A 25904-nucleotide genomic window follows, 5' to 3' on the forward strand; every position below is an offset into this window, starting at 1 on the left:
CAGTCGAGAATCCTCAATCGGTTTCATTTCGCACTGGCCACGGGGGGCGTTCTCTTCCTCGGTCAGTCCGAGACACCGGCATCGGCCGACTCCCTGTTTACGGCGATTGACGCGCGAGAACGTCTGTTCCGCAAGCGAGGCGGCACGTCGACTCGGCTGATTCCGAGCCTCTTCAAGTCCCTGCCAAGATCCAGCCATTTTCCCGTCGAGGCAGACACGGAGAGCCTGCTCGAGGCCGTGGTATCGCAACTGAATGCCACGGTGGCGTTGTGCGAACCGAACGGCGATATCCGACATACCGCCGGCGAGGTGGAGCGGTTCTTCCAATTCCCGCGGGGCAAGGCAGTTCACCAGATCACCGACGTGATCGCCCAACCGTTCCGCAATGAATTGTTCTCCTTGCTGCATCGGATGAGGCAATCGCCTCAGCGCTTGTTCGGGCGAGAACGCGACGACGTCGGCCAGCGCTGGCGGCTTTCGCTGCGGCCGGTTCCCGACCAGGACGCCAACCGCATTTTGGTGTGCATTGAACGGTTGTGCCGGGTGCCGGAACGCCCCGATCGATCGGATGCCGAGTCGGAGACGGACGAGAACGCCGCCGCGGATGGCGACGTGCAATCGTTGATGAAGGAGTTGGCCAAGACCAACGAGGAGATGCAGTCGCTCAGTGAGGAGGCGCAGGCATCCAACGAGGAATTCCAGGCGACCAATGAAGAGTTGCATGCTGCCAACGAGGAACTGCAGGCGTCGAACGAGGAGTTGAGTGCGCTCAACGACGAACTGAATACAAAGACGGAACAGTTGCAGTCACTGACGGACGAATACCGCCATTTGTACGACGCGATGGAGTTTCCGGTTCTCGTATTCGACACAAAACAACATTTGCAACGCTTCAATCTGGCGGCGAAGGAGATCCTCGACCTGCGCTCGGCGTTCATCGGCCGGCCCGTCGAGCGATTGCGTCTGCCCGCGGCTCTGGACGGTCTGAAGAAGGACCTCGCCCAGGCTCGCGTCGAGGTCAAATCCCACAAGAAGGTCGTGCCGATCCAAGGGGGGGAGTGGCAGCAAATGGTGACCCCGGGCTGCCAAGAGGCGGGCGAGGTCGAGTTGCTGGTCGTCACCCTGGTCGACATTACCGAGATTCGGCGCACGCGCAGTGAGCTGGCGGCATCGCGGGCCCACCTGGATGCGTTGATGAGCAACAGCACGGTGCTCATCAGCAGCAAGGGCCTGGATGGTCGGTACCAGTTTGCCAACCCGGCCTTCCTCAAGGCGTTTGACTTGAGCCTCGAGGAGACACTGGGCCGAACCGACTTCGAATTATTCTCTCACCCGCTGGCCGGCAGCATGTGGACCACTGACCTCGAGGTGATGCGCACGGGCAGCGCCAACGTGGTCGAACATGAATTTGATGCCGGCGAAAGCCGACGGGTCTATCGCTCGACCCATCAGTTGTTGCTGGATGAAAACGGCGCGCCGGAACGATTGCTGATCGAGGCAGATGACGTAACGACGAGAAGGCGGATCGAGCAGAATCTGCGGGTCTCCGCCCAGGTCTTCGAGCAGGCCGGTGAGGCGATCATGGTGACGGATGCCAACACCGTGATCACCTCCGTCAACCAGGCTTTCACCGAGATTACGGGCTATCCGGCCGAGGAGGCCATTGGTTGCCGGGTGGCTGATCTGCTTCAGTCCGATGAAAACCCCAGCAGGCTTTACGAGGAGCTCTGGGACGGCGTGCAGCGGACCGGGCTGTGGCGGGGTGAACTCCTCAATCGCCGCAAAAACGGCGAGCTCTTTCCCGAGTGGCTGACGATTACCCGGACCGCGGGAGACGGCGACGCTTACTACGTGGCGGTCTTTTCAGACATCTCGAAGCTCAAGGACTCGCAAAAGCACGCCCAATACCTGGCAACCCATGATGAGTTGACCGGCTTGCCCAGTCGCTCGGTGTTTTCCGACCGCCTAGACTCCGCCATGTCCTCGGCCCGGCGGCATGAGGGAGTGGTGGGGGTGATGTTCCTTGATCTGGATAATTTCAAGGCCGTCAACGATACCCTCGGCCATGACGTGGGTGATGTGTTGCTGATCGAGGCGGCCAAACGATTGTCGGGCGTTCTGGGCGAAGTGGATACGGTCTCGCGCATGGGTGGGGACGAGTTCACGATCATTCTTTCGGACACCAGCGTGGATGGTGCCAAGCATGCGGCTAATCGCATCCTGGAGGCCTTTCGCGAGTCATTTGTTGTCGACGATCGGCGTCTGTTTATCACGGCGAGCATTGGCATCGCCTTTTTCCCTGACGACGGTCGCGAGATCACCACCTTGATCAAGGCGGCCGACATGGCGATGTACCGGGCCAAGGACAGTGGCCGCAACGGCTTCGAGGTCTTCCAGAAGGAACTCGAAGCCCGCTTGATCCGGCATTACCGGGTCGAGTCGGCGCTGCGCGCTGCATTGCAGACCGAAGCGTTGAAGCTCGTGTTTCAGCCGCAGTTCGAGATTGTGGACGGGATGCCTGTCTGTAGCGCAGAGGTCTTGCTGCGATGGACCGATCCCACGCTGGGGGCGGTCTCGCCGGCCGAGTTCATCTTGATCGCCGAATCCAGCGAAATGATCATCGAAATCGATCATTACGTGATCGAGCGGTCGATACGTGCAATCGCCCAGTGGACCAGTGAGGGCTTTGCCGGCGTTCCGCTGTCGATCAACCTATCCGTGCGTAGCTTGAGAGAAGCCCGGATGCCCGATTACTTGATCGGTCGGCTCGCCTACTACGGTGTGGCCGCGGATCAGATACAGATCGAGATTACCGAAGGGGCGCTTGTCGATCGCACGAGCGTGGTGATTGGCAATATCGAAAGGCTGCGGGAAGCCAATATTCCATTCGCCGTGGATGACTTTGGCACCGGCTACTCTTCGTTGAGTTACCTCAAACGGCTGCCATTGACGGAACTGAAGATCGACAAGAGTTTTGTCGATGGTCTGGGCGGCAACGACCGCAATGACGAGAGCATTGCGCAGGCCATTCTCGTCATGGGGCAAGCGCTCGGCCTTCGCACCTTGGCGGAAGGGGTTGAGACCGAGATACAACTCGAGTGGCTGAGAGCGCATGGATGCGACCGAGTGCAAGGCTTTCTGTGCGCGCGGCCCATGAGCTTCGAGGACTTCACTGCCTATCTGCGCAACACAAAGTAACGAGCCAGAATGCCTTTGGTCTACGACTGACGAGCTTGTCTCGCATCGTAAAGCTATGCCAGTGAAGTAGGCGCCCGGCCATGGAGTGAGGGTATTTCGCCTGTCGATAGGCTTTATCGGGGGTTAGCCGTGCGTGTGCAAGAAACCCACGTTCGCTGGCTGCGGGGGTGGGGTGAGGGGCCGTTTGCTTGATTGTCCCTGCGCGTGATTACGGGGCTGCCAACTCGAGCAAGGGACGCTAGCTGTAAGGGGCAACTGGTCTCAAGGGCCAGTCGCCGTATGGCAGGAGTTAAAGCTTGCGTTCGAAGTCGTCGACCTGCTCACGCGCCTCATCCTTGCTGATGCCATACCGTTCCTGCACCTTGCCGACCAGGTAGTCACGGTGACCTTCGGCCTGGTCGAGGTCGTCATCGGTCAGTTTCCCCCAGTGCTCCTTCATACTGCCCTTGATCTGTTTCCATTTGCCTTTGATGCGGTCTGAATCCATGAGGATTCCTCCCAGTGATATGTAAAGAGACCTGTAATCGCACTCGCGATGCCGGGGCGCATAATGAAGCTAGTAAGGGCCTTCGGTGTTGTCAAATGCGGCCAGACGCAAGCTGACGGCGCTGCCGAGATGCGCAGAGGGGCCCATTTACGTGGCTGCCTACTTGGTTGCCGCCGTACGTTCCCACCCACCAGAGACGTGATCCATGACCGCCAATCTGTTTGAAAACCTGCCCGCGCAGCTAACGGAGGAGTGGTTCGACACCCTGGTCGAGGCCGAGAACGTGGCGGTGGAACGCATCGTCTCGCGTGGCCACAGCTCGCCGGCCTCCGAGTGGTACGACCAGCCGCGGAACGAGTGGGTGGTCGTGCTCAAGGGGCGTGGCGTGGTGGCCTTTGAGAACGGCGAGGAGGCCGCCCTCGGGCCGGGCGACCATCTGAGCATTCCCGCGCACTGCCGGCATCGCGTGGCGTGGACTGCTCCGGACGAGGACACGGTCTGGCTGGCCGTGCATTACGACTGACCTTCGAGGCGTGCTTGGCGTAAGCGCTCGTCCCGCTCGCATCGGGCGGGGCGCTCGGCAGTGGCCCCCCGTTCAGAAGAAGTACCGGCGGATGTCGCGTTCGAGCAGCTGGCGCGAGCGGCCGCCGTTGCCGCCGAAGTGCAGTTGGTGCAGACGGCGGACGACGGGGCGGAAGGCGTCGACCACCCGCGGGTCGAAGTGGCTGCCGGCGTCGTCGCGGATGATGCCCCAGGCGGTCTCGAACGGCATGGCCTCCTTGTAGGGGCGCGGCGAACACAGCGCATCGAAGACGTCGGCGACGGCGAAGATCCGCGCGTTGAGGGGGATATCCTCGCCGGCCAGTCCGCGCGGGTAGCCGCTGCCGTCCCATTTCTCGTGGTGGTAGGCGATCACGTCGCGGGCCTCGTCGAGCGAGGGGATGCCCTGAACGATGTCCTCGCCCTGCGGGACGTGCGAGCGCATCAACGCCATTTCCTGGTCGTCGAGTTTGCCGGGCTTGAGCAGGATGCGGTCGGGCACGCCGATCTTGCCGACGTCGTGGAGCAGGGCGCCGGAGAGCAAAGCGCGCATCGGTTTCTTGCCCAGGCCGAGGCGCTCGCCAATGGCCATGGCGATGTCGGTGACGCGGTAGTTGTGGTCGCCGGTGTCGGAGTCGCGCTTGGCCACGGCCTTGCCCATGGCCTCGAGCAGGGCGATGTGGGAGGCGAGCAGGTCGCGGGACTTGCGGTCGTTCTCGTCGTTGAGGTGGACCACGATCGGGTAGATCACCAGCCCGCAGGCGATGGCGGCGAGTGCGGCCATCAGCGCGGCGGCGAGTGTGGCGTCGAGCATGTTCTGCCGCTGCCAGTCGGGCACCAGCCGCACCCCCTCGAAATAGGCGATGGGGGCATCCGTTGCGGCGCCATCGAAGAGCGGCACGGTAACGCGCAGCACCCAGCGGCCATCCGCTGAATACAGGGCCTGGTAGCTCGGCTCCTGGGAAAGCACGCTGCTGTGATCGTCGATCTGCGATTCGAGCCGCTTGCCCGCCGGCGTGCTCCAGTCGGCCAGCAGCGTGCCGTCCTGGTCGTAGACCTCGGCAATCTCGAACAGTCCGCCGGCCAGTGTCTTGGCGGCCCGGGTAGCGATGGCCTCGCCGTCCGGGCCGTTGAGGTCGGCGACGTCGAACTGGCCGATCATCCGCCGGGATTCCTCCACGGCCAGCTGGACCGTGGCATGCTCGGCACTCTCTTGCGCGACGAACCACGCGGCGGTACTGGCGGCGATGGCAAGCAGGGTGCTCACCAGGGCGATCAGGATGGCTGCCTTGCGTCGGTATGAATTCATGCCGCTTCCCTTGCGAAAAGACCCTTGCGAAAAGCCCCGTTATCCGTACGGCTATCTTCGCATGGTTGGATCATGGAGTGGGCGGACATGCCGGCCGGGCGAAGCGGCAGTTCGGTGCGCGTGTGCCACACTGCGTGGGCGTCCGCCCCGATCCATTCAACCCAAGGAATCCAAGGAAATCACGCCATGGCTGCTGCCGGTCTACTCACCCTACTCGATGACATCACCGTGTTGCTCGACGATGTCGCCGTCTATTCCAAGGTCGCCGCCAAGAACACCGCCGGGGTGCTCGGCGATGACCTCGCGCTCAATGCCCAGCAGGTGACCGGCGTGGGGGCCAGCCGCGAGTTGCCGGTCGTCTGGGCGGTGGCCAAGGGGTCGTTCCTCAACAAGCTGATCCTGGTGCCGGCAGCCTTGTTGATCAGTGCTTTCCTGCCATGGCTGATCACGCCACTCCTGATTCTCGGCGGGCTGTTCCTGTGCTTCGAGGGCGCGGAGAAGATCGCCCACAAGTTGCTGCACAGCCCCGAGGAGGACGAGGCGCACCGGCAGGAGCTGCGTGAGACCGTCGCCGACGAGAAAAAGGACATCAAGCAGGCGGAAAAGGGGAAGATCCGTGGGGCGATCCGCACGGACTTCATCCTCTCGGCCGAGATCATCGTGATTGCGCTGGGCGCGGCAAGTGCGGCCGGGATCTGGACGCAGGCGGTGGTGGTGTCATTGGTCGCGCTGGTGGCCACGGTCGGGGTCTACGGGCTGGTCGCCGGGATCGTGCGCTTCGATGACTGGGGCCTGGCGCTGGTGAAGGGCGCGGGCGAGGAGGCCTGGGGGCGCTTCAAGGAGGCGCTCGGGCGCGGGATTCTGGTCGCCATGCCGACGTTCATGCGCGGGTTGTCGATCGTCGGGATGGCCGCGATGTTCCTGGTCGGTGGTGGGATCCTCGTCCACGGCCTGCCGTTTTTGCACCATCTTCTCGAACGGTTCGATCCTGGCTTCGAGGGTGCGGCAGGGCTAATCATCCCGATGCTGTTCAACGGGGTCGTGGGCCTGATCGCCGGGGCGATCGTGCTGGCGGGCGTGACCGGGTTTCAGCGGGCCCGGCAGGCACTCTGAAAATGGCTGGGCCGACCGGGGCGGACAGGATGTGGTGGCGAGAGGTGCGGCGATGGCCGGAAGGCGTCTAGCCTGGCGACGGCCCGCCGATTGACGCGAGAACCAGAAATGCTTACGACATAACGCAAGCGCCCGCCGGATTGGCGGGCGTTGTCGTTGGTGCTGGACCACGCTGGGCGGGTCAGTCGGTCGGCATTACCGAGGAATGGTGATGCACGATCAGCCACTGGCCGTCGCGGTTCTCCCAGACGAACGTGTAGCGGGCCGGGACGTCGCGGGTCTCGTCGCCGTCGGTGACGCGGAAGGTGTAGGTGCCGGCGTCGGTCAGCTTGTTGCAGCCGAGCTTCACGTTGCGGGTGTTGATGGTGCCGACCGGTCGCTTTTCCAGGAAGTGTTCGAAGTAGTCCTGGATTTCCGCGTGCGTGGTGCGGGGCACGTTGGAGACGGTGGGCAGCAGCACAGCCTCTTCGGCGTACAGGGCGGTGACGCGACGGGCATCGCCGGTCCGCAGGGCGTTGTTCCACTGGTCGAACAATTCTTCGGCCAGTCGGCGCGTGGCCGGGGCGCAGACCACGCAGCTTTCGTCGGCGGGCACGTCGATCGCTCGGAAGTCACTGCCAGTGCCGGTGACCGAGCGATACGCGTCGCGATGGGACGAGCCCATGCTCAGGCGCGAGTTCGGCGCATCGTCGGCACTGAGAAAGCGGGAGCCACTGATGCGCGGGCGGTTGCTGCTGGTCACTGATCGGTCTCCGTCACGATTCGAAAGGGCCGGGAACTGCCGCCAGGAAATACGGCGAGAAAGCCTTCCGGAAGCCCGCCATTGTAGGGATTCCGGGCCTTGCTGTCATTCCCGGATCGGCGAACGCTGGTGTTCCGTCTTCATGCCTTGTTCGACAACTTCGAAATCACGGCGCGCACCGTGTGCCCGACCGTGGCCGTCGTTCGTCGAGGTGGAATGCTGCGGGAATCAGGGTTCGGCTCGCTTCGATATTTTTCCATGACAACGTGGTGACGACTGGCCTACAGTGGACCGGTGGGCGTCCCGGAGACTTCCGGGGCTGTCACTCACCAAGGCCGGCCGCCTTCCCGCGGTACGGTCTGATCACGATAAAGGTGTGATGCTCATGGCAGAGAAGATGGACGCGGAACGCGGTTTCTACCGCAACGGCAACATCCAGGTCGAACAGGCCAACGACGGCATGTACCTCGTGCAACGACCCGCCCGTCGACCTCGCAAGGGATCGACCAACGGCCGCATGGCGGTGCCGGGTGATATGGAGACCCTCTACGAGACCAAGGTGTTTGATGACGCGGTGGACCATGCCCGCTCCCTTGCCCAGGCAAGCTGACCCCGAGGCATACGACTGAAGGGTCCGGGTCGCACAAGCGGCCCCCAGACGACGAAGCCCGAATCCACTGGATTCGGGCTTTTTCGTTGGCTGGAAAAGTGGGCCACGGTGTCCCACCGAGCCAGGACCGGGGCTCAACGCATCTTGCGCGTCTTGTCGACCATGCGCAGGGTCGAGCGGCTGTTGTTCAGTCGCGTGACCATGGAGACGGGGGCCCAGCGCAGCTCGAAGGACTCGTCGTTGCCCGGGACGGGCACGTTGTCGTCGATTTCCACCAGGTAACGGATGTCGATGTGGTGGTGAGGCTGGGCGTCCGGGTGGGGCTCCTGCGTGGCATGGATGTCGACGTCGAAGATCTCGTCGCCGACCAGCCGGACATGCTCGGGCGAGACACCCGTCTCCTCGACGCACTCCCTGAAGGCCACGGCGCGCATGTCGGTGTCGCCATCGGCATGCCCGCCGGGCTGCAACCAGCAGTCGAGCTTCTTGTGGTGCATCAGGAGCACCGCGGTACGCGAGGGGTTGACCACCCAGGTGGACGCCGAGACGTGTGCGGGCAGGTGCTCGCGGTAGAAGGTATCGGGGTGCGTGGCAACGAACTGCCGCGCGCGCTGGACGAAAGCGGCCTCGTCAAGGTGGCGCGTCTCGTAGCGGGCGAGTTGGTCTAGCAGATCATTGCGATGCATGGCTCAAGGCACCCCGAAAAACTACTGCGCCGTCCGATTGCTGCGTCACGTGCTCGTTCACTCCTCGCCTATCAAGATGATATGTCTCGTCGCTCACTGCGCGGCTCCTTGCACTCGAACGTGCTCATCACGTTTTTCGAGGCGCCTTGATTAGGATTAGGTGAACGCGGGGTTCTTGATCGCGGCGATGGCCGCCCGGGCGGCCTCGTCGACATTGCCCTCGGTGCCGGCGATCGTCAGGCGACCGTACTTGCCCACCGCGCGCACGTCGATCAGCGAAATGTTGGCTGCCTTTTCCGCCTGGTTGGCGGCGTAGACGACATAACCGGCCGGCTCGACCTCGAGGATGAACATGCTCTGGTCGGGCAGGATCATGTTGCCACGGCGGTTCTGACGGTTGATCAGGACCGTGTGGTCCGGTGTCATGCCACGAATGATCTCCTGCCAGGCAATCTCGCAGGGTTGGCGTTCGGTCTGTTCGCGGCCGAGGTACTCCAAGATGGTATTGCCGGCCTGGACGACGTCGCTCTGCACGCGATGGTGGATGACCATCGAGCCGAATGCCCGCTCGACCACCTGCTGCGCCAGGCGCACGCTGGAGGCCTTGAGCGCGATGTCGGTCAACCGGTGGACGGCCATGCCCGGCGAGACCTCGACCCACAGGCAGGCATCGCCCGGAATGGGCAAAAAGCCCTGGGACGCCGTCGCCATGTACTCCGCCACCTGGGGCTGGAGCGAGTCGATAAAGACGTATGTCCGGAGTTCGATCATCGAGCGGGGACCTTGGCGTAAGCCAGTTCACGTATCAGGAAAGGTCGAGTGCCGGCGAGTCTACCATCAGCGCGAACGGTGAGGCATTTCGATCCCTTATGGGTGCCATACGTTAGACAACGTCCGCGTGGATGCGATGCCGCTCACTGGGGCCCCTGAGATATGCCTTAATCCGGGCAGCTGCTGTGTTGCCGGCCTTGGAAAAACGATCCGTTCGGCAGCGGACGAGTCCCTCGCGTCTGCCTCGTTCAAGGTGCGCAGAGCGCTATCGTATTCGTGCAGACTTGGCCACGCACAATCCCACGTGCGGGTGGCGCGCAGAATGTAGACTTGACCTTCACGCTTGGGTATACGTGCTCGATAAGCAGTTGACTGCGTCCCACAGGCGAGGGCCTCGATCGATGACCAACAATCTCGCTGATTTCCTGCCGTACACGGATTTCCACACTGCCTGTCAGGCGGTGCTGGCGCATTTGAGCGAACGCACGGGGCTCGGGTTGTGGATGATGACCCGCACTGAGGGTGAGGACTGGATCGTGCTCCAGGCCGAGGGAGATCGGTATACGGTCGCCGGCGGAGATGTGCTGCACTGGACAGACTCATTCTGTTCGCTGATGGTTGTGGGCAAGGGGCCGCAGGTCGCGCCACAGGCTGACGAGGTGCCGGCCTACCGTGAGGCGCCAATCGGCCTGCAGGTGCCGATCGGGGCATACGTCGGCGTGCCGGTCCTCCGTGATGATGGGGAGTTGTTCGGCACCCTCTGCGCGATCGACCCTGACGGCCCAGCCGGAGGCACTCACTGACGAATTGCCGCTGGTCCGGCTGCTCGCCCGGTTGCTGGGCAGCATCCTCGAGTCCGAATTGCGTGGCGTGGATTTGGCGCGCGCGCTTCAGGACGTTCGGGAGGAAGCAAGCCGTGACCCGCTCACCGGCCTGCTCAATCGTCGGGGCTGGAAAGAACGGGTCGAAATCGAGGAGCATCGTGCGCGGCGCTATGGCAGCCCGGCGACCGTGTTCATCATTGATTTGGATCGTCTCAAGGAGACCAACGACGGTCAGGGACATGAGGCCGGTGACCATCTGCTGGTGCGAGCCGGACAGGCGCTGCGCGCAGCCATGCGCGATACCGATGCCGTGGCGCGCAATGGCGGAGACGAATTTGCCGTGCTCTGCGTGGAGAGTGGCGCGGATGGCGGTCAACGCATCGAGAATAAGATTCGCCGGGCACTGGCCGAGGCCGGAGTCGAGGCATCGGTGGGCTGGTCGGCACGCGATCCGCGTCAGGATATCGACTCGGCCATTGTGAAAGCCGACCGCCACATGCTCGAAGAGAAACTGGCCGGGCGGGGAGACGCGGGAAGCAATTGATGACGTGGTTCGGACGATCAAGTCGCTGGCTGCTGGCCGGTGTTTTGCTGGCACTGGCCGGTTGCGGCGAGCCGGCGCTCGAACCGCTGCCGCGCGATGCCACCATCCTGGCGTTCGGCGACAGCCTGACCGAGGGCGTGGGGGCACCCGAGGGCGCAGCCTATCCCGAGCAGCTTGCCCGGCTGACGGGGTGGACGGTGGTCAACGCCGGCGTGGCCGGTGAGACCACGGCCGAGGGGCTCCGGCGCCTGCCCGAGGCACTCAAGGCCCATGCCCCGGCACTGATGATCCTGCTGATGGGCGGAAACGACGTGCTGCGCAATCACGATCTGGCCGTGGCCAAGCGCAATCTTGGCGACATGATCGAGCAGGCCCAGGCAAGCGGCGTGGCGGTGGTGCTGGTCGGCGTGCCGGAGAAGTCGTTGTTCTCGCAGTCCGCGCCCCTTTACGAGCAACTGGCCGAGGAGCACGGCGTGGTGCTGGTCGATGACCTGGTCGCCGGTCTGTTGCGTCGCCCGGGGTACAAGGCCGACGCCGTGCACCTTAACGCCGAGGGCTATCGCGCCATGGCCGAGCGGCTTGCCGAGGTGCTGCGCGACGAGGGAGCGTTGTAGCGCAGGTGGACAACACCCGCCCGGCGCGGCACGATCGACCTCGTGGTTTACGGTTGTGACACTGACGATAAGGCAAGGAAAAACGCATGAATATCCAAATTGAGCTCGTTCCCTTGATCTCGCTGGCCGCAGGCATCGCGATCCTGGTGGTTCCCAAGCTGCTCAACTACATCGTGGCGATCTATCTGATCGTTCTCGGTGTGCTGGGGCTACTGGGCTACGGTTTCTGATAATCGCCAAGGTGGCGGGACCATTTCTGAACTCCACGGAGGCACGACATGTACGACGGGAGTTATGGCTGGATGCCGCATGGCGGCATGTACGGACTGGGCTGGGTACTGATGGTGCTCTTCTGGGTGCTGCTGATCGTCGGTATCGTCGCGTTGATCAAATGGCTGCTCTCTTCCGGCCAGCAACGGCCATCCGAGCCGCGTGAGGGTCGGCGCACGGCACTGGACGTGCTCAAGGAACGTTATGCGCGCGGTGAAATCGACCACGAGGAGTTCGAGGAGCGCCGACGACGGTTGGACGATTGATTTGATGACACGGGGTTCCCGTGTCGTCGGCAGCGACAAAAAAGGAAGGCCGCCCATTGCTTGGGCGGCCTTTTAGCGTGGTGCCGAGTCGAGGGCGGTGAGATCAGTCCTGACCCAAGGCCTCGCGCATTCGCTTGTGCATCTCGATGCGTTCTTCGGTCATCTCCTGCTGGAGCTCGTTGAGCTCGCGGGACTTTTCCTTGATCTCGTCGTAGTCGGGTTCGTCGGCGAGTTGCAGACGTTGGAGCTCGCGCTGACGATCCTGCATTTTCTGCATGCGCTCCCAGTTTTCTTTCTGGTGTTCCTGCTGAAGCTCGCGTACCCGATCGCGCTGCTTCTCGGAAAGTGGCTCGCCGCCCCAGCCCGGTCCAGAGCCGTTCATCATCGGGCCGTAGCCACCACCAGAGCCCATCATGCCCTGACCCATCATTCCGGGACCGTAACCGGGGCCCATCATGCCTTGGCCGTAGCCGTAACCCGGCTGCATCATGCCGGGGCCGTAGCCACCACCGGGCGCGCACGGGGCACCCCCGGCCATCCCGTAGCCCTGACCATAGCCGGAGCCGTTCATCATGCCCTGGCCGTCCATGCCGCGTCGCTCCTTGTCGTCCCCGGCCAGTGCCATTGGGGCGGCGGTCAGCATGGTTGCGGCAAGGCCGCAGGCGGTGAGTTCCCGTAACAATCGTTTCTTGATCATGGCGCTTCTCCTCCTTAGGTATGGGTTGAAGGCTTGGGGCCGGGGAAGCACGCGGGTCAGCCAGTCGCCCGGAGAAACACTGGTCTCCGGGTTGGAGTGACACGCGGACTCCCCTCACGCCCCGATCGAGGAACGCCGAGCAGGCATTTGCAAAACCCGCTCAGTCGACTCCCCGTGTTGCTGATCATCCGGTATCACGGATGTCCCCGGAACGCGGCCGGGCCCATGGTCCTCGGCACCCGCTACGGCATCACCGTGAGGCGTCGAGGTGATTGTGGCGCGGCGGACCGGCGTTCCGATTCAAACATAGCACAGCAAATCAGTGCGTTATCGTTCGCAACCTACTGTTTGGGCGTGAAAAGGAAAGCATTCAGGGCAGCGTTCCTCTGCGGAATGGCTATAGTCATGTCAGGCCCGACAAGTGGGTCCCCACGCAGGGTGTCATGGGAGGGTGTCATGCGGTTTGCCGATCGACGCGAGGCCGGCCGTCAGTTGGCCGAGGCACTGGAACGCTTTCGGGGCCAACCCGGTGTGGTCTATGCGCTGCCACGGGGTGGCGTGCCCTTGGGCGCGGAAGTGGCGCGTTACCTGGGCATGCCACTAGACGTGTTGGTCCCGCGCAAGATCGGTCACCCGATGCAGCCGGAATACGCCATCTGTGCCGTGCCCGAGCAGGGCGAGCGGGTCTGCAACCCACGCGAGGAGGCCGCCGTCGACCCCCAGTGGCTGATGGACGCCGAGTCGCGCGAGCGTGTCGAGGCATCCCGGCGTCGAACCCTTTATGGGCGCGCCGCCGCGCCGTCGGTAGCCGGCAAGCTCGCGATCATCGTCGATGACGGGATTGCCACCGGGCTGACCATGCGCGCGGCCATTCGCGATGCCGGCGCTCGTGAGCCGGCCCGGGTGGTGGTCGCCATCCCGGTGGTGCCGGCCTCGACCGCCGCGCACCTGGAAACGGAGGCCGACGAACTGGTGGCCCTGGAGATCACCGACCAGTACTTGGGAGCCGTCGGCGCTTACTACGATAGCTTCCCGCAGGTGACCGACCACCAGGTCATCGCCATGCTCCAGCAGGCCACCGACCGGGAGGTGCGCAGTGAACGCTGAGCAGCAGAACGTCGAGATGCAGTTGGGCGAGGCGGTGCACGAGGGCATCCTCGGCTTGCCCGCTCAGCCGAAAGGGCTGGTGTTGTTTGCCCATGGCAGTGGCAGCAGCCGCCACAGCTCGCGCAATCAGTTCGTTGCGCGCCAACTGCACGAGGTGGGACTGGCGACGCTTTTGTTCGACCTGTTGAGCGAGTCGGAGGATGCGGTCTACGAGAATCGATTTGATATCGACCGGCTGGCCGATCGACTGGTACAGGCCTCCGCCTGGGTGGCCGAGCAGCCCGAACTGGCGGATCTGCCGCAAGGGTATTTCGGCGCCAGCACCGGCGCGGCGGCGGCGCTCAAGGCCGCCGCGCAGCTCCCCGAGACCATCCGGGCGGTGGTCTCGCGAGGCGGTCGCCCCGACCTGGCGGGCGAGGCATTGCCGCAGGTAGTCGCACCCACTTTGCTGATTGTCGGTGGGGCAGATGCGCAGGTCATCGAACTCAACTGCCTTGCTCGCGAGCGCCTGCAGGCCACCACCGAACTGGCCGTCGTGCCGGGGGCCACGCACCTGTTCGAGGAACCGGGCACCCTGTTCCAGGCCGCGCGGCTGGCCGCCGAGTGGTTCACCCGCTGGCTGATCCCGACCTAGGTGACCCATGGGACGGGAGGCACTCGATACCGCCATCGCCCGACAGGTATGGGTGAGCCGTTACCGGTACGCCGACGAGCCGGGCATCGAGGCCACGTGGCAGCGCGTGGCGCGGGCACTGGCGACGGTCGAAGCCGAACCGGCGGTCTGGGAGCGGCGGTTTGCCGATCTGCTGGCTGACTTTCGCTTCCTCCCGGGAGGTCGCATCCTGGCTGGGGCCGGCACCAATCGCCATGTAACGCTGTTCAACTGCTTTGTCATGGGCACGATCGAGGACTCCATGGATGGGATCTTCGAGGCGCTCAAGGAAGGCGCGATCACCATGCAGCAAGGCGGCGGCGTCGGCTACGACTTCTCCACGTTGCGCCCGGCCGGCTCGGCAGCTCGACACGCCGGCACGATCGCCTCGGGGCCGGTCTCGTTCATGCGCATCTGGGACAGCATGTGCGCCACCATTCTCTCCACCGGCGCCCGACGCGGGGCGATGATGGCCACCCTGCGGGTCGATCACCCGGATATCGAGTCGTTTGTCAACGACAAGCATCGCTCCGGGGAACTCACGCATTTCAATTGCTCGGTGTTGGTGACCGATGCCTTCATGGCCGCGGTACACGCCGATGCGGATTGGCCGCTGGTCTTCCCGGCCGCCGCGCTGGAGGGCATGAGCGGGGAGGGCACGAGCGGGGAGGGCACCGGCGAAACGGTTCGGCGTGATTGGCCCGGGTTCGACGAGCCGGTGGCCTGCCCGGTGATCCGGCGTGTGCGTGCCCACGAGCTCTGGGAGCACATCATGCGGGCGAGCTATGATCACGCCGAGCCGGGTGTGCTGTTCATCGACCGGATCAACCAGTGGAACAACCTGGGCGATCGTGAACGCATCTCGGCCACCAACCCCTGCGGCGAGATCCCGCTGCCGCCCTACGGGGCCTGTGATCTCGGCTCGATCAACCTGACGCGCTTCGTGAGCGATGCGTTCACGTCGCGGGCGACGCTGGACCGCGACGGGCTGGAAGCGACCGCCCGGCTGGCGGTGCGCTTTCTCGACAACGTGATCGATGCCTCGTCGTTCCCGTTGCCCGCGCAGGCCGAGCAGGCGCGCGGCAGCCGACGGATCGGCCTGGGCGTCACCGGACTGGCCGATGCGCTGATCATGCTGGGGCTGCATTACGACAGCCCCGAGGCGCGCGAACAGGCCGGCGCGGTCATGCAGGCGATCACGCACGCGGCCTATCGCGCCTCGATCGAACTGGCACGGGAGAAACGGCCGTTTCCATTCTTCGAGGTTGCCCACTTCCTTGACCGGCCGTTTGTCCGGTCGCTGCCGGGCGACATCCGCGCCGGGATCGCCCGCGATGGCATTCGCAACAGCCATCTGACCGCGATCGCGCCCACCGGCACCATCAGCCTGCTGGCGGGAAACGTATCGTCTGGAATCGAGCCGATCTTTCGTCGCGAACTGTGTCGCTCGGTGCTCACCGGCGACGGTACGCGTGAGTCGTTTCGCCTTGAAGACCGGGCCTGGCATGAATGGCACACCGGGCATCCGCACGGCGAGGCACCGGACACCTTCGTCGAAGCCGAAACCTTGCTGCCCGAGGCGCATCTGGCCATGCAGGCCGCGTTGCAGCCATATGTCGACAGCGCGATTTCCAAGACCATCAACGTGCCGGAATCGATGCCGTTCACCGACTTCGAGGCCATCTATCAGCGCGCCTTCGAACTGGGGCTGAAAGGTTGCACCACCTACCGCCCCAACCCGATCACCGGCGCGATCCTGCAGGATGTGGCCACGGCCACCCCCTGCTGCGACATGGAGCGCGAGGTCGACTGAGCACCACGTTTGTCTCCAGAAAGCCATGTGCTGACCGGAGATTTTTCGCCGAGCGGTGTCGTAAATCGCGTACCGGGCACCAATAAAAACCCACCGGATTTACGCCGACGGAGGCTTCCCATGACCATAAACCTAGAGATTATCCCGCTGATCTCACTTGGCGCCGGATTGCCATCCTGATCATCCCCAAGCTCCTCAACTACATCGTGGCCATCTACCTAATCGTGCTGGGCGTGCTCGGCTTGTTGGGTCAGGGATTTCTGAATCCGACCCGGCGTTCCCGGGGAGGGCCGGGGGTGCCGGAGAGGGCGAATAGGGTGTGTCCGGGACATGCAACCGTACAAGCGGATGTCAACCGTGGAGTTTCTTCGTGATCTCGGCAACGTGCCGACCCTGATAGCGGGCGATGGTCAGCTCCATCTCGCTGGGCTGGCGGCTGCCATCGCCTCTTGCCAGGGTGCCGGCCCCGTAGGGGCCGCCACCGCGTGGCTCGGAGATGTCGAACATCTCGGGGATGCCGTAAGGAGTGCCGACGATCACCATCCCTAAGTGCGCCAGGGTGTTCCAGGTGGAGGTGATGGTGGTTTCGTTGCCCGCACCGGTGCCGGTGGAGGTGAACACGCTGCCGACCTTGCCGATCAGCTTGCCTTCGGCCCAGAGGCTGCCGGTCTGGTCGAGGAAGTTGCGCATCTGCGCGGCCATGTTGCCGAAGCGTGTGGGGGTGCCGATGATCACGGCGTCGTAGTCACCCAGTTCTTTCGGGTCGGCGACGGACGCGGGCTGGTCGAGCTTGGCGCCGGCCTTCTTTGCTGTCTCCTCGTCCATCAGCTCCGGCACGCGCTTGATCGTCACCTCGGTACCGTCGACTTCCCGCGCGCCCTCCGCGACGGCTTGCGCCATCGTTTCGATGTGGCCGTACATGGAGTAATAGAGAACGAGAACTTTGCTCATGCGTTTACCTCGATGTGGTGGTTGATGCGTGGTCAGTGATGGATTTAATGGTTGGCCGATGGTCTGTTGCGGATGCCGGCAAGGGTAGACCACGACGCGAATCGTTGGAGAAATCTGGGGAGGCTGTCGGCGCGATTCCCATGCTAATCAAGGGGTTATTTATTCATCATGGCATGCTAATGTTTTGCGCCAAATAGAATGGAAATAAGGGGAACAGGGATGAGTTTCTACCGATCTAAGCACGTTTTTCGTGCGCTGGCCTGGGGCATGGTCTCCATGGGTATCCTCATGGGGGCGATCTTCCCGTTGGTGGGCGTGCAGATGGGTATCTCGGCGGATCTGGCGCTCTCACCGGCCTTCATCGGTACAACGCTGGCTGCGGGCCTGATCGTCGGTGGGCTGAACTTCGCGCTGGCCAGTCGCATCGTCCGCCCGCGGCTACGTCGACTGACCAGTCGGATGCGCCAGGTGCGCGCGGCGATGGACCAGGCCACCTATTCCGGGGACTGGTCGCAATGTGATCCGGCCGTCTGTCAGCTCAAGGAGCAGGCGGAAGACGAGCTCGGCGACGTGGCCGACAGCTACAACGCGCTTTTGCAGGCGTTGCATGCGGCCCACCTCGTCGAAGAGCGCATTCAGAACTTCAACAACACCCTTTCCAGCCAGCTCGATCTGCATGATCTGAGCGAGCAGGCCCTGGCGCTGTTGATCGAGCACTCGGTGGCCGATGGCGGCGCGATCATCTTGGAAAAGCAGGGCGAGTGGACGATTCCCGCCTCCATGGGATTGATCGAGCCCGAGGCGATCCTCAAGAGCTCCGCGCTGCAGGCGGCCCACGAGCAGGCCGTGGTGCGACGCTACGACCTGCCCGACGAGGTCAAGGTTGATGCGGTGCTCTCGCATTTCACCCCCAGCGACGTGCTGCTGTTGCCGATCAAGCACCATGGGCTGCTGCTGGGCTGGGTGGTGCTGGCCGCGGCCTCCCCCTTTAGCGACAACACCACCCGCCTGCTGCCGCTGATGATCCAGGGACTGGGTATGGCGTTGAACAACGCCTTGTTGCACGACGACCTGCAACGGGTCGCGGCGCTGGACCCGTTGACCGGTCTTTACAACCGTCGTTTCGGCATGAAGCGACTCGATGAGGAGCTGGCCCGGATCCAGCGCAACCAGACGCCGATGTCATTGATCATCGTCGATCTGGATCACTTCAAGCGCCTCAACGACACCTACGGGCACCTGGCCGGCGACAAGGTGCTGGTGCGCGCGGCCAGCGTCATCCGCGACATGCTGCGCAAGGGCGACGTGGTGATGCGTTACGGTGGCGAGGAGTTCATCGCCATTCTGCCCGGTTCGGATATCAAGGATGGGCAGGAAGTGGCCGAGCGGATTCGCTTTGCCCTGGCCCAGAGCCAGGTGGAGTTTGCCGGGCATACCCTGTCTGTGACCGCCAGCCTCGGGGTTGCCTGCACCGCCAACGATCGTCTGACCAGCGCCGAGCCGCTGATGAAGCTGGCCGACTCGCGCTTGTATGCCGCCAAGTCGGGCGGGCGCGATCGCGTGATCGCCGAGGGGGCCGGCGAGGCGTTAGCCAGTTAAGCCGATTCGAGTCCTCGCCCGTTGGTGCGACGCATCATCCCCAGGGGTGGTGCCCAGGGGTGGTGCCCAGGGGCGGTGCTTTTTCTTGGTGGCGCTGTTTGTTTGATGCGATTCCTAGTCGAAGGAACCTCCTTGATTCCGTCGTCTAACCTTGACTGACGCGCAGTCGAGGAGGTTAGGCGTGGCGCTCTATATCGGCACATCCGGTTGGCATTACCCCCATTGGCGGGAGGCGTTTTACCCGTCCCGGGGTGCCTGCTGCCGACTGGTTGTCGTTCTACGCCCGGCACTTTTCCAGCGTCGAGGTCAACGCGACCTTCTACCGTCTGCCCAGCCCGGAGACGCTGGATGCCTGGCGGTCTGCTGTGCCGCCGGATTTCCGCTTCGCGGTAAAGGCCAGCCGCTACATTACCCACCTGAAAAAGCTCAAGGACCCGCGATCCAGCATTGCCACGTTCTTCGAGCGCATCGATCGGCTCGGCGACCGATTGGGACCGATCCTGTTTCAGTTGCCACCACGCTGGCGCGTCAATGTCGAGCGTTTGGCCCTCTTTCTCGATGCGTTGCCTGACGGGCATCGCTATGGCTTCGAGTTTCGTGATCGCAGTTGGTGGGATCCGGCGGTGACCGATCTGTTGGCCGCGCACGGGGCCGCCTTCTGCGTCTTCGACCTCGACGGGCAGACCAGCCCCTTCCTTGAGACCGCGGATTTCGTCTACCTGCGCTGGCACGGGGCGGATGGACCGTATCGGGGTGGATACAGCGACGCGCAGTTGGGGGCGTTGACTCGGCGTTTCCGGAAGTGGCTGGACGAGGGTCGGGATGTTTATGCCTACTTCGACAACGATGCCGAGGCGCAGGCACCGCGGGATGCGGACCGACTGCAAGCGTTGTTGGCCTCCAGCTAACCGGCCAGCAGGCCAGGCGTTGGTGGCCGGGGCATAAGCCAGAACCCCTTGAAATCAAAAGATTGAATCTGCAAAGCGCGCCCTTCTTTTCGTTGGACAACTTGTCTTCAGCGGTCTATAAGGATTAATTACGGAGTCCAGGAGAGGGGCGACATAATGAGTCTGGTAAACGATCTGATGGACCAACCCGGGGTCGTGGCGGCGGGCGACTTCGCCTACCGGGGGGATCAGTACTATCACCACAAGGGCGATTTGTCTGCAGCCGACACCCGACTGATCTCGTCGCTGTGTCGGTCAAACGCCGCGGCGATGCGGATGGAGGGTGACATGCTGGCGATGTTCTCCCGCGTGTGCCAGCCGGGTGCCGGCGGTTGCGGCTTCGTGCCCACCAAGGGCTGGGTGATGCATGGCAAGTCGCGCAGTGTCTGTGTGATCTCCAACGTCTACTGCGTGATCGACAACGAGCGGGGATCCTTGGGGAATGTGCTCGGCATGATGCGCAACCGTTTAGCCGACGCACCCGATTCCCTGAACTGACGCCCGCGGGCGATCCGTCCCAAACAGGAGGAATGACCATGTCCGATCTCAAGACACTCAGTTCGATGCCCGGCACCGTGGCGGCGTTCCAGTTCGATGAGGAAGGTCGACTCGAGGACGCCGTGATCACCGACGACGTGGTGATCGATCGCGATACGCTCGACCTGCTCGGTCATCTGTGTGTAGCAAACATGGCAATCGGCGCCATGCAGGCGCGTGGCTGGGAAGGGATGAGTGACGTCAAGGGCTTCTATCCCATCCAGGGCTTCACCTTTGTCGGGCTTGACTGGTCGGCGGTCTCTCGCGGCCGGCAGGGCGTGGTGTTGTCCAACGACCAGGCCGACTTCGACGCCGCCTACAAGGCCCTGGCGGGTTGAGGAGGATGTCATGCTCAAGCAATTGCTCGATCTCAAAGGCGTCGAGGCCGTCGCCCACTTCCGCGAGGAGTCCGGCGAGCCGTGGCAGGTGCACGGTGAGCTCTCGGACACCGACGCCCGTCGGCTGACGCGCCTAGCGCTGGATTTCAAACGCATGACCCAGGGGCACGCCGACCAGTTGGCCCTGTTCGTCCACCAGCCCGGCTGGACACCGGCCAACGGCTGGATCGTGCATGGCGATCAGCGCACGGTATGCGGAATGTCGAGCATGGTGGCGGTGGTCGACAATGCCGAAGCCAATCTGACCGAGGTGATGAAGGCGCTGGCTCAGGAATCGTTTTATACCTGACCGGCACAGGTCAACTGTCTCGACAATGAAAAACCCCGCGAATCGAGCGATCCGCGGGGTTCGTTTTGTGTGGGCAGGCGCTGGCCTCGATCAGCCGTTCTGACGAATCCCGGCGATCAGCCAGTTGGCGTCCGCCTCGTCGAGATTCCGGCTGACCAGCCAGGTCTCGTCGAGTGCCTTGGCATTCGCCTCACGGTCCTCGCGAACGTGGCCGGTGAAACGCACGGCGGCGATCAGGTCACGGCCTTCCTCGCCAAGGTCTTCCAGCGATACCTCGAGGTCGAGCACCTCGGTGACGTTCTCGGCGTCCCCCAGGGCGGCGCGTTCGCGCACCAGTTCGCGGAACAACTCGGGGGTGACGAACTCGCGGATATCCTCCATGCGGTTGGCATCCCAGGCGAGTTGCAGGTTGGTGAAATGGGTACGTGCCGCGCCTAGGAAGCGTGTCTCGTCAAACCAGTTGGGTGGCTGGTAACCGGACGTGCCGCCAAAGCCGAACTCATCCATCAGCGAGCCGGGGCGTACGCCCGCCTTGCCGTTGTTCGGGCCATCGAGCGTCTCGTTCGACGCCCGGGCCTGATGGGTCGGTTGCTCGACCATCGGCTCCGGACGGGACGCGCCCGCATAGGCCGGCCGGGTCCCCATGGCACCGCCGCGCAAGTGACGGATCAGGAGAAACGCCCCGGCCGCCAGCAGCAGGATCACGAGGAAGTCCATCGGTTGGAATCCCTCGAAGGCACCGCCCATGAACATCCACGCCAGCAGGCCGCCGGCGGCCAGCCCGGCGAACAAGCCGCCCAGTCCGGCGCCCGGGCTGCGAGTGGCCTTCTGGTCGGTGGTGGACTGCCGCTGGTTGGTAGTCTGCGAGCTCTTCTGACCCTGAAAGCCGAAGCTCTTGCCGCCACCGAAGCGCTTGGCCTCGGCGGGCGTGCTGAGCATCACGGTCAGCAGCGCGCTGATAGCCAGCAGCACCAGGGATCGGGCGAGTGATTGGCGGGACGTCATGGGGTCTCCTGCAGTCGGGATCATGCCGATGAATCGCGCATCTCTCACGGCGAATCGGCGGCCGGAAATCCTACCACGCCACCCGGGCCACAGAAGCGGTTTCGGTCCTGTTCTGAACGGATCAAGGCGTGATCCGCGGCATCCGGATCACCCAGGCATGGATGCAGGTGATCGACTCGGCGAGCAGCAGACCCAGCATGCCGGCCGCATCGTCCGCGACGACGAGGGCCGATGCCCCAGTCTGCAACAGGATCCAAACAGGGAGTGGGTCGACGGTGTGTCCATGCCGGCGATGTCTGGCACCAGCGGCGGGTCGCCACGTTGTTGCCGGGCGACCAGCGAGGGCGGTGACCTGAAAGTCTTCGGGTGTGTTGCCTAGACTCGGGGTTGGCGATTCAGGTCACCCAATCTCAAGAGGACACAGTTCATGTCGATGCTCAAACGACTTTTCACCCCACTTTTCCTCGGCCTTGCCCTGATCGGATCCGGCAATGCCATCGCCGCTCCTGACAAGGGCAACACCTTGTTCTACAACCTGACGACAGACGAAGTCTGGCCGGCCGGCATGGCCGCGGCGCAGGCGTACAACGCCGCCAAACGGGGCCACGACGTGATCGTGTACCTCAACGTGCGCGGTGTGTATCTCGCCGCCAAGGATCGCAAGCAGGACACCCTGGGGGCGACCGGTCGGACCGCCCAGGAGACCCTGCTGATGGCAATCGAGAACGGCGCCCGCGTGTTGGTTTGCCCGATGTGCATGAAGCAAGGTGGCCTTTCTCCTGACGACCTGATCGACGGGGTAGAGCTCGGCAAGCCAGACAAACTGTTCAATTTGCTCTCCCGGGACGGCCTCGTCGCGTTGAGCTACTGAACTGTATTGCCTGCCGGATGTGACCGGGCGGCCGACCCTCGTTGGGTGGCCGCCTTGTTTGGCCTATTCCCAGTTCAGCGAGCATCCCCGGCGCGGGCAGGGTAACTCGTGGTAAGCCAGGCTTGGCGCTGCGCATCCCCGGGATGGCGATGCTCTATCCGACGCTGGGCGCGGCGGTGGCCGATCCCTGCGAGCCGGTCGAGCGTGCCGGCGTTCTCGGTGTCTAGCGCTCTGGTGTGAGTTCGGCTCGGCCGTCGGTGCGCTGGGGGCCATGCTGATCGGCGGCATCGAGGCCGGTTTCTGGTTCGGCAGCCTTGCCATGCGGCGCTGCGGGCTTTGGTGCGGGGACTGGAATCGAGCAACGAGACGAAGTGATGGTCGATCAGGGCCATTTGGGGCCATTCAGGGCATTCGGGGACTTTTCTGGCACTTTGCTTGCAGCCGGAATGGCTACATGCCTCGGACGCCTTTCCCGCCGCGATGCATTGTCAACGTTTGACCGGGCAACCACGACAGCCGTAGCCGTTCTGGACAAAGAAGGGGCCATGCGGTCGCCTGATCGATACCCCCGTCGCCCCCATTGACCACGACAAACAGGAGCCCCCAAAGCGTTTCTGGCAACCATCGGGCGCCAATTTCAATCCATCCGTTTGCCAGCTGGCGCTCAACTGACTCCAACGCCGCCTAGAGGGGTTAACAGCATCTTCCCGGCGGTGCGGTTCACAAGTCCGCCGATCTGAGGCTACCTTCTTAGGAAGGCTGTGAGCACGGCTCAGAATAGAGGAGCAACCATGGCAGATGGAAACAGACCTGACGTGGCCAGGGATGACCCCGCCCGTCAGTTACAGATATACCGGGCGATGTTCGAGCAGTGCTGCGATGCCATCGTGCTTCAAGACCATGCAGGCTTCCTGTCTTGCAATCCCGACACTTTGCTGTTGTTTCGGGTGCCCGACACGGCCACCTTCGCGACCCTCCAGCCCGCCGACCTTTCGCCCCCGAACCAGGCCGATGGTCGGCCCAGTTCGGAGGCGGCGGCCGCCCGTTTGGAAGAAGCGATGAGCCAGGGGACGGCTTGTTTCGAATGGTGCTCTCGCACATGGGACGGAGTCGATTTCTCCGTCGAGGTCTCGTTGAGCCGGGTTGATCTGGAAGAGGGCCCGTTGGTGCAGGCGGTAGTGCGCGACATCAGCGACCGCAAAGAGGGCGAGGCCGCCCTGCGCAGCCGTGAACAGGAACTCGCCGAGGCGCAGCGGATCGCCCATCTGGGCAGTTGGATCTCCGACTTCCGTACCGACGAAATCCGGTGGTCCGACGAGGTCTACCGCATCTTGGGCCTGAACCGGGAAGAGTGGGGTGCTAGCCACGAGTTATTCATGGCCGCGGTGCATCCCAGCGATCGGGAGAAGGTGCAGGCGGCCCTCGAAACCTCGTTTCAAGGCGAGCGCTACGAGCTAGACCATCGAATAATCTGCCCCGACGGTGAGGTCCGCACTGTGCATGAGCGCGGCTACACGGAGCTCAATGCCGACGGCAAGCCGCAACGCCTGTTCGGTACCATGCAGGACATCACCGAACAGCGCCGGCTGGAAGATAGTCTGCGGCGCCTGGCAGCGATTCTGGACAGCACGCCGGACATCGTCGCCATGCACGACGGTGACGGCACCATGCTTTATTTGAATGCCACCGGCAGGCGCTTTGCGGGACTGCCCGAGCGCTCCAGTCAGGATCTCTGGCAGCCGAAGACAGGTTGGGATCGGTCCGACCTGCCGCCCGAGACGGAAAGCTTGGAGGGTGCGTTGCGGTGGGCGCATCCGCCCTGGGTGGCGGAAAAGATTTTAAACGAAGGGTTGCCCATCGCCTGGGAAGAGGGCTCTTGGCGCGGGGAAACGGTGGCGCTGGATGGTGAGGGGAAGGAGGTCCCTGTTTCACAAGTCCTTATTGTCCACCGGGACGACGCCGGCGAGATGGATCAGGTTTCCACCATCCTCGGCGATATCTCCGCGCGCCGTGATCTAGAGGATCAGCTTCGACGCGAGACGGCCCTTTCGGAGTCGATTCTGGCCAGTCTGCCGGGCATCTTCTACGTGCTCGACGGACAGGGTCATTTGATCCAATGGAATGATCGGATGGAAGCGGTGACTGGCCTGAGCTACGAGGAGCTTGACGGCCTCGACGCCTTGGCGCTCGTCCCGCCGGAAGAGAGAAGGCGTGTCGCCAAGGCCATCGCGAAAACGTTCTCGGAGGGCAGCGCGGTGGTCGAAAGCAAGCTGCTCACCGTGGAGGGCGACGCCCCTTATCTGTTCAACGGCTTGCGGGTCGAGCTCAATGGTCAGTTTTCCCTGCTGGGTGTCGGGCTGGACATTGCCAAGCAAAAGAAGCTGGAACGCTCGCTGGAGCGAGAAGCCACCACCGACTCGCTCACCGGTATCTCCAACCGGCAACGCTTCGATACGGAGATGGAGCATGCGCTGGCTCGCCACGCACGCTATGGCACTCAAACCGCTCTGGCGATGATCGACCTGGACCATTTCAAGCCGGTCAACGATACCTACGGCCACGACGTGGGCGACCAGACGCTGGTGGACCTAACCAAGCGACTCGCCGAGGAAATCCGGGAGCCCGATTTTCTGGCCCGTTGGGGCGGCGAGGAATTCGTGGTTCTCCTTCCGGAAACCGGCCCCTCCGAGGCCTTCCGAATGGCGGAACGACTGCGTCGACGTATCGAGGTCGAGCCCTTTCCCGGAGTGGGGGCCTTGACCATTAGCCTGGGCATCACCAACTTCCAGAGCGGGGACACGCCCAATACGTTGCTCAAGCGTGTCGACACCGCTCTTTACGAGGCCAAGCGGGCCGGTCGCAACCGGGTGGTGGTGAATGGCGAGGATTCGGGCGCCTAGCGCCGGGCGTATCTCGAGATGTTCCCTGGAGCAGGCTGCGAACCAGTCGGGGCGTCTGTGAACCTCAAAGGGAAATTAATGGCGGAGTAGAACCCAAGCGTCTTCGAGATACTGGACGCCTTGATCCGCCGACACCTGCGGCAGATTATGGTGGTGACAGTGGA

At 63.4% G+C, this 25904-nt stretch carries 28 protein-coding genes and 3 pseudogenes; 22 read left to right on the forward strand and 9 right to left on the reverse strand.

The window, feature by feature from the left end:
• Positions 1 to 843: 843 nt before the first annotated feature.
• The 3 genes and pseudogenes from ABGV18_RS01970 to ABGV18_RS01980 all read left to right on the forward strand — a co-directional run.
• Positions 844 to 1125 (forward strand): annotated as a pseudogene (locus ABGV18_RS01970) (PAS domain-containing protein); the annotation flags it as partial.
• 54 nt (positions 1126 to 1179) lie between these two features.
• A pseudogene (locus tag ABGV18_RS01975) lies at positions 1180 to 1527 on the forward strand (PAS domain-containing protein); the annotation flags it as partial.
• A gap of 9 nt (positions 1528 to 1536) precedes the next feature.
• Positions 1537 to 3198, forward strand: a complete 1662-nt coding sequence (locus tag ABGV18_RS01980; RefSeq protein WP_396584706.1) for an EAL domain-containing protein — start codon at positions 1537 to 1539, stop codon at positions 3196 to 3198.
• Positions 3199 to 3487: 289 nt separating this feature from the next.
• Here ABGV18_RS01980 and ABGV18_RS01985 read toward each other — a convergent pair whose 3' ends face one another.
• Positions 3488 to 3685, reverse strand: coding sequence for a CsbD family protein (locus tag ABGV18_RS01985; RefSeq protein ID WP_396581809.1), 198 nt, complete (start codon positions 3683 to 3685; stop codon positions 3488 to 3490).
• Positions 3686 to 3890: 205 nt separating this feature from the next.
• On the opposite strand from ABGV18_RS01985, the gene ABGV18_RS01990 reads away from it, so the two are divergent.
• Complete coding sequence (locus ABGV18_RS01990; protein ID WP_396584581.1) at positions 3891 to 4208, forward strand: cupin domain-containing protein; 318 nt, start codon at positions 3891 to 3893, stop codon at positions 4206 to 4208.
• Between the two features lie 72 nt (positions 4209 to 4280).
• Here the strand turns inward: ABGV18_RS01990 and ABGV18_RS01995 are convergent, their stop codons facing one another.
• Positions 4281 to 5534 (reverse strand): HD domain-containing phosphohydrolase, encoded by a 1254-nt coding sequence (locus ABGV18_RS01995; RefSeq protein ID WP_396584582.1) that lies wholly within the window; start codon positions 5532 to 5534, stop codon positions 4281 to 4283.
• Positions 5535 to 5720: 186 nt separating this feature from the next.
• On the opposite strand from ABGV18_RS01995, the gene ABGV18_RS02000 reads away from it, so the two are divergent.
• Positions 5721 to 6647, forward strand: a complete 927-nt coding sequence (locus ABGV18_RS02000; RefSeq protein ID WP_396584583.1) for a DUF808 domain-containing protein — start codon at positions 5721 to 5723, stop codon at positions 6645 to 6647.
• A gap of 181 nt (positions 6648 to 6828) precedes the next feature.
• On the opposite strand, the gene ABGV18_RS02005 is transcribed toward ABGV18_RS02000, so the two are convergent.
• Entirely contained in the window at positions 6829 to 7389 is a 561-nt protein-coding gene (locus ABGV18_RS02005) for an SgcJ/EcaC family oxidoreductase (protein ID WP_396584584.1), read from the reverse strand.
• 385 nt (positions 7390 to 7774) lie between these two features.
• On the opposite strand from ABGV18_RS02005, the gene ABGV18_RS02010 reads away from it, so the two are divergent.
• Entirely contained in the window at positions 7775 to 7999 is a 225-nt protein-coding gene (locus tag ABGV18_RS02010) for a hypothetical protein (RefSeq protein WP_396584585.1), read from the forward strand.
• Positions 8000 to 8133: 134 nt separating this feature from the next.
• Here ABGV18_RS02010 and ABGV18_RS02015 read toward each other — a convergent pair whose 3' ends face one another.
• Together ABGV18_RS02015 and ABGV18_RS02020 are read right to left on the reverse strand one after the other, a co-directional pair.
• On the reverse strand, positions 8134 to 8685 hold the full coding sequence (locus ABGV18_RS02015) for an NUDIX domain-containing protein (RefSeq protein ID WP_396584586.1): 552 nt from the start codon (positions 8683 to 8685) through the stop codon (positions 8134 to 8136).
• A gap of 156 nt (positions 8686 to 8841) precedes the next feature.
• Complete coding sequence (locus tag ABGV18_RS02020; protein WP_396584587.1) at positions 8842 to 9456, reverse strand: BMC domain-containing protein; 615 nt, start codon at positions 9454 to 9456, stop codon at positions 8842 to 8844.
• A 401-nt stretch (positions 9457 to 9857) separates the two neighbouring features.
• Here ABGV18_RS02020 and ABGV18_RS02025 point away from each other — a divergent pair, with 401 nt between their 5' ends.
• From ABGV18_RS02025 to ABGV18_RS02045, 5 genes are all read left to right on the forward strand, one after another.
• Positions 9858 to 10259 (forward strand): GAF domain-containing protein, encoded by a 402-nt coding sequence (locus ABGV18_RS02025; RefSeq protein WP_396584588.1) that lies wholly within the window; start codon positions 9858 to 9860, stop codon positions 10257 to 10259.
• Positions 10192 to 10824, forward strand: a complete 633-nt coding sequence (locus tag ABGV18_RS02030) for a diguanylate cyclase (RefSeq protein ID WP_396584589.1) — start codon at positions 10192 to 10194, stop codon at positions 10822 to 10824. The genes ABGV18_RS02025 and ABGV18_RS02030 overlap by 68 nt, the downstream gene beginning before the upstream one ends.
• Positions 10824 to 11438 carry an arylesterase gene (locus ABGV18_RS02035; RefSeq protein ID WP_396584590.1) on the forward strand — a complete coding sequence of 205 codons (615 nt, stop codon included), beginning with the start codon at positions 10824 to 10826 and terminating at the stop codon, positions 11436 to 11438. The genes ABGV18_RS02030 and ABGV18_RS02035 overlap by 1 nt, the downstream gene beginning before the upstream one ends.
• An 86-nt stretch (positions 11439 to 11524) precedes the next feature.
• Positions 11525 to 11668, forward strand: a complete 144-nt coding sequence (locus tag ABGV18_RS02040) for a DUF3096 domain-containing protein (RefSeq protein ID WP_396584591.1) — start codon at positions 11525 to 11527, stop codon at positions 11666 to 11668.
• Between the two features lie 48 nt (positions 11669 to 11716).
• Positions 11717 to 11974: an SHOCT domain-containing protein gene (locus ABGV18_RS02045; protein ID WP_396584592.1), complete on the forward strand. Its 258-nt coding sequence runs from the start codon at positions 11717 to 11719 to the stop codon at positions 11972 to 11974.
• 103 nt (positions 11975 to 12077) lie between these two features.
• Here ABGV18_RS02045 and ABGV18_RS02050 read toward each other — a convergent pair whose 3' ends face one another.
• Positions 12078 to 12671, reverse strand: a complete 594-nt coding sequence (locus tag ABGV18_RS02050) for a periplasmic heavy metal sensor (RefSeq protein WP_396584593.1) — start codon at positions 12669 to 12671, stop codon at positions 12078 to 12080.
• 456 nt (positions 12672 to 13127) lie between these two features.
• Here ABGV18_RS02050 and ABGV18_RS02055 point away from each other — a divergent pair, with 456 nt between their 5' ends.
• The 4 genes and pseudogenes from ABGV18_RS02055 to ABGV18_RS02070 all read left to right on the forward strand — a co-directional run.
• The gene (locus ABGV18_RS02055; RefSeq protein WP_396584594.1) at positions 13128 to 13778 is read left to right on the forward strand and encodes a phosphoribosyltransferase family protein; all 651 of its coding nucleotides are present in this window, start codon (positions 13128 to 13130) and stop codon (positions 13776 to 13778) included.
• A gap of 16 nt (positions 13779 to 13794) precedes the next feature.
• Positions 13795 to 14412, forward strand: a complete 618-nt coding sequence (locus ABGV18_RS02060) for an alpha/beta family hydrolase (protein WP_396584707.1) — start codon at positions 13795 to 13797, stop codon at positions 14410 to 14412.
• Positions 14413 to 14419: 7 nt separating this feature from the next.
• Complete coding sequence (locus ABGV18_RS02065) at positions 14420 to 16243, forward strand: adenosylcobalamin-dependent ribonucleoside-diphosphate reductase (protein WP_396584595.1); 1824 nt, start codon at positions 14420 to 14422, stop codon at positions 16241 to 16243.
• 120 nt (positions 16244 to 16363) lie between these two features.
• Positions 16364 to 16491: pseudogene (locus ABGV18_RS02070) on the forward strand (DUF3096 domain-containing protein); the annotation flags it as partial.
• Between the two features lie 103 nt (positions 16492 to 16594).
• Here ABGV18_RS02070 and wrbA read toward each other — a convergent pair.
• Positions 16595 to 17194 (reverse strand): NAD(P)H:quinone oxidoreductase, encoded by a 600-nt coding sequence (gene wrbA, locus ABGV18_RS02075; protein WP_396584596.1) that lies wholly within the window; start codon positions 17192 to 17194, stop codon positions 16595 to 16597.
• Between the two features lie 219 nt (positions 17195 to 17413).
• Between wrbA and ABGV18_RS02080 the strand changes: the two genes are divergently transcribed.
• The 5 genes from ABGV18_RS02080 (at position 17414) to ABGV18_RS02100 (ending at position 20964) form a co-directional block, all read left to right on the forward strand.
• The gene (locus tag ABGV18_RS02080) at positions 17414 to 18793 is read left to right on the forward strand and encodes a diguanylate cyclase (RefSeq protein WP_396584597.1); all 1380 of its coding nucleotides are present in this window, start codon (positions 17414 to 17416) and stop codon (positions 18791 to 18793) included.
• A gap of 251 nt (positions 18794 to 19044) precedes the next feature.
• A complete protein-coding gene (locus tag ABGV18_RS02085) occupies positions 19045 to 19701 on the forward strand; it encodes a DUF72 domain-containing protein (protein ID WP_396584598.1) in 657 nt (218 codons plus the stop codon).
• Between the two features lie 156 nt (positions 19702 to 19857).
• Complete coding sequence (locus ABGV18_RS02090; protein WP_396584599.1) at positions 19858 to 20238, forward strand: DUF2173 family protein; 381 nt, start codon at positions 19858 to 19860, stop codon at positions 20236 to 20238.
• A gap of 38 nt (positions 20239 to 20276) precedes the next feature.
• Entirely contained in the window at positions 20277 to 20615 is a 339-nt protein-coding gene (locus ABGV18_RS02095; RefSeq protein WP_396584600.1) for a DUF2173 family protein, read from the forward strand.
• A gap of 10 nt (positions 20616 to 20625) precedes the next feature.
• Entirely contained in the window at positions 20626 to 20964 is a 339-nt protein-coding gene (locus ABGV18_RS02100; protein WP_396584601.1) for a DUF2173 family protein, read from the forward strand.
• 90 nt (positions 20965 to 21054) lie between these two features.
• On the opposite strand, the gene ABGV18_RS02105 is transcribed toward ABGV18_RS02100, so the two are convergent.
• Together ABGV18_RS02105 and ABGV18_RS02110 are read right to left on the reverse strand one after the other, a co-directional pair.
• Positions 21055 to 21969, reverse strand: coding sequence for a Tim44 domain-containing protein (locus ABGV18_RS02105; RefSeq protein ID WP_396584602.1), 915 nt, complete (start codon positions 21967 to 21969; stop codon positions 21055 to 21057).
• 121 nt (positions 21970 to 22090) lie between these two features.
• Positions 22091 to 22216: a hypothetical protein gene (locus ABGV18_RS02110; protein WP_396584603.1), complete on the reverse strand. Its 126-nt coding sequence runs from the start codon at positions 22214 to 22216 to the stop codon at positions 22091 to 22093.
• Positions 22217 to 22396: 180 nt separating this feature from the next.
• Here ABGV18_RS02110 and ABGV18_RS02115 point away from each other — a divergent pair, with 180 nt between their 5' ends.
• Together ABGV18_RS02115 and ABGV18_RS02120 are read left to right on the forward strand one after the other, a co-directional pair.
• Positions 22397 to 22840 carry a DsrE family protein gene (locus tag ABGV18_RS02115; RefSeq protein ID WP_396584604.1) on the forward strand — a complete coding sequence of 148 codons (444 nt, stop codon included), beginning with the start codon at positions 22397 to 22399 and terminating at the stop codon, positions 22838 to 22840.
• Positions 22841 to 23631: 791 nt separating this feature from the next.
• Positions 23632 to 25740, forward strand: a complete 2109-nt coding sequence (locus ABGV18_RS02120; RefSeq protein WP_396584605.1) for a diguanylate cyclase — start codon at positions 23632 to 23634, stop codon at positions 25738 to 25740.
• Positions 25741 to 25904 lie beyond the last annotated feature (164 nt).

This window comes from Guyparkeria halopsychrophila, from assembly GCF_044582135.1.
Classification (GTDB): Bacteria; Pseudomonadota; Gammaproteobacteria; order Halothiobacillales; family Halothiobacillaceae; genus Guyparkeria.

Bases quoted from the DNA above. Each gene is read 5' to 3' on its own strand.
- ABGV18_RS02055 (WP_396584594.1), top strand. From the start codon at position 13,128: ATGCGGTTTGCCGATCGACGCGAGGCCGGCCGTCAGTTGGCCGAGGCA.
- ABGV18_RS02115 (WP_396584604.1), top strand. From the start codon at position 22,397: ATGTCGATGCTCAAACGACTTTTCACCCCACTTTTCCTCGGCCTTGCC.
- ABGV18_RS02035 (WP_396584590.1), top strand. From the start codon at position 10,824: ATGACGTGGTTCGGACGATCAAGTCGCTGGCTGCTGGCCGGTGTTTTG.
- ABGV18_RS02100 (WP_396584601.1), top strand. From the start codon at position 20,626: ATGCTCAAGCAATTGCTCGATCTCAAAGGCGTCGAGGCCGTCGCCCAC.
- ABGV18_RS02095 (WP_396584600.1), top strand. From the start codon at position 20,277: ATGTCCGATCTCAAGACACTCAGTTCGATGCCCGGCACCGTGGCGGCG.
- ABGV18_RS02020 (WP_396584587.1), bottom strand. From the start codon at position 9,456: ATGATCGAACTCCGGACATACGTCTTTATCGACTCGCTCCAGCCCCAG.
- ABGV18_RS01985 (WP_396581809.1), bottom strand. From the start codon at position 3,685: ATGGATTCAGACCGCATCAAAGGCAAATGGAAACAGATCAAGGGCAGT.
- ABGV18_RS02025 (WP_396584588.1), top strand. From the start codon at position 9,858: ATGACCAACAATCTCGCTGATTTCCTGCCGTACACGGATTTCCACACT.
- ABGV18_RS02065 (WP_396584595.1), top strand. From the start codon at position 14,420: ATGGGACGGGAGGCACTCGATACCGCCATCGCCCGACAGGTATGGGTG.
- ABGV18_RS02120 (WP_396584605.1), top strand. From the start codon at position 23,632: ATGGCAGATGGAAACAGACCTGACGTGGCCAGGGATGACCCCGCCCGT.
- ABGV18_RS02060 (WP_396584707.1), top strand. From the start codon at position 13,795: ATGCAGTTGGGCGAGGCGGTGCACGAGGGCATCCTCGGCTTGCCCGCT.
- ABGV18_RS02050 (WP_396584593.1), bottom strand. From the start codon at position 12,671: ATGATCAAGAAACGATTGTTACGGGAACTCACCGCCTGCGGCCTTGCC.
- ABGV18_RS02090 (WP_396584599.1), top strand. From the start codon at position 19,858: ATGAGTCTGGTAAACGATCTGATGGACCAACCCGGGGTCGTGGCGGCG.
- wrbA (WP_396584596.1), bottom strand. From the start codon at position 17,194: ATGAGCAAAGTTCTCGTTCTCTATTACTCCATGTACGGCCACATCGAA.
- ABGV18_RS02010 (WP_396584585.1), top strand. From the start codon at position 7,775: ATGGCAGAGAAGATGGACGCGGAACGCGGTTTCTACCGCAACGGCAAC.
- ABGV18_RS02105 (WP_396584602.1), bottom strand. From the start codon at position 21,969: ATGACGTCCCGCCAATCACTCGCCCGATCCCTGGTGCTGCTGGCTATC.
- ABGV18_RS02080 (WP_396584597.1), top strand. From the start codon at position 17,414: ATGAGTTTCTACCGATCTAAGCACGTTTTTCGTGCGCTGGCCTGGGGC.
- ABGV18_RS01990 (WP_396584581.1), top strand. From the start codon at position 3,891: ATGACCGCCAATCTGTTTGAAAACCTGCCCGCGCAGCTAACGGAGGAG.
- ABGV18_RS02030 (WP_396584589.1), top strand. From the start codon at position 10,192: ATGATGGGGAGTTGTTCGGCACCCTCTGCGCGATCGACCCTGACGGCC.
- ABGV18_RS02045 (WP_396584592.1), top strand. From the start codon at position 11,717: ATGTACGACGGGAGTTATGGCTGGATGCCGCATGGCGGCATGTACGGA.
- ABGV18_RS01995 (WP_396584582.1), bottom strand. From the start codon at position 5,534: ATGAATTCATACCGACGCAAGGCAGCCATCCTGATCGCCCTGGTGAGC.
- ABGV18_RS02040 (WP_396584591.1), top strand. From the start codon at position 11,525: ATGAATATCCAAATTGAGCTCGTTCCCTTGATCTCGCTGGCCGCAGGC.
- ABGV18_RS02015 (WP_396584586.1), bottom strand. From the start codon at position 8,685: ATGCATCGCAATGATCTGCTAGACCAACTCGCCCGCTACGAGACGCGC.
- ABGV18_RS02000 (WP_396584583.1), top strand. From the start codon at position 5,721: ATGGCTGCTGCCGGTCTACTCACCCTACTCGATGACATCACCGTGTTG.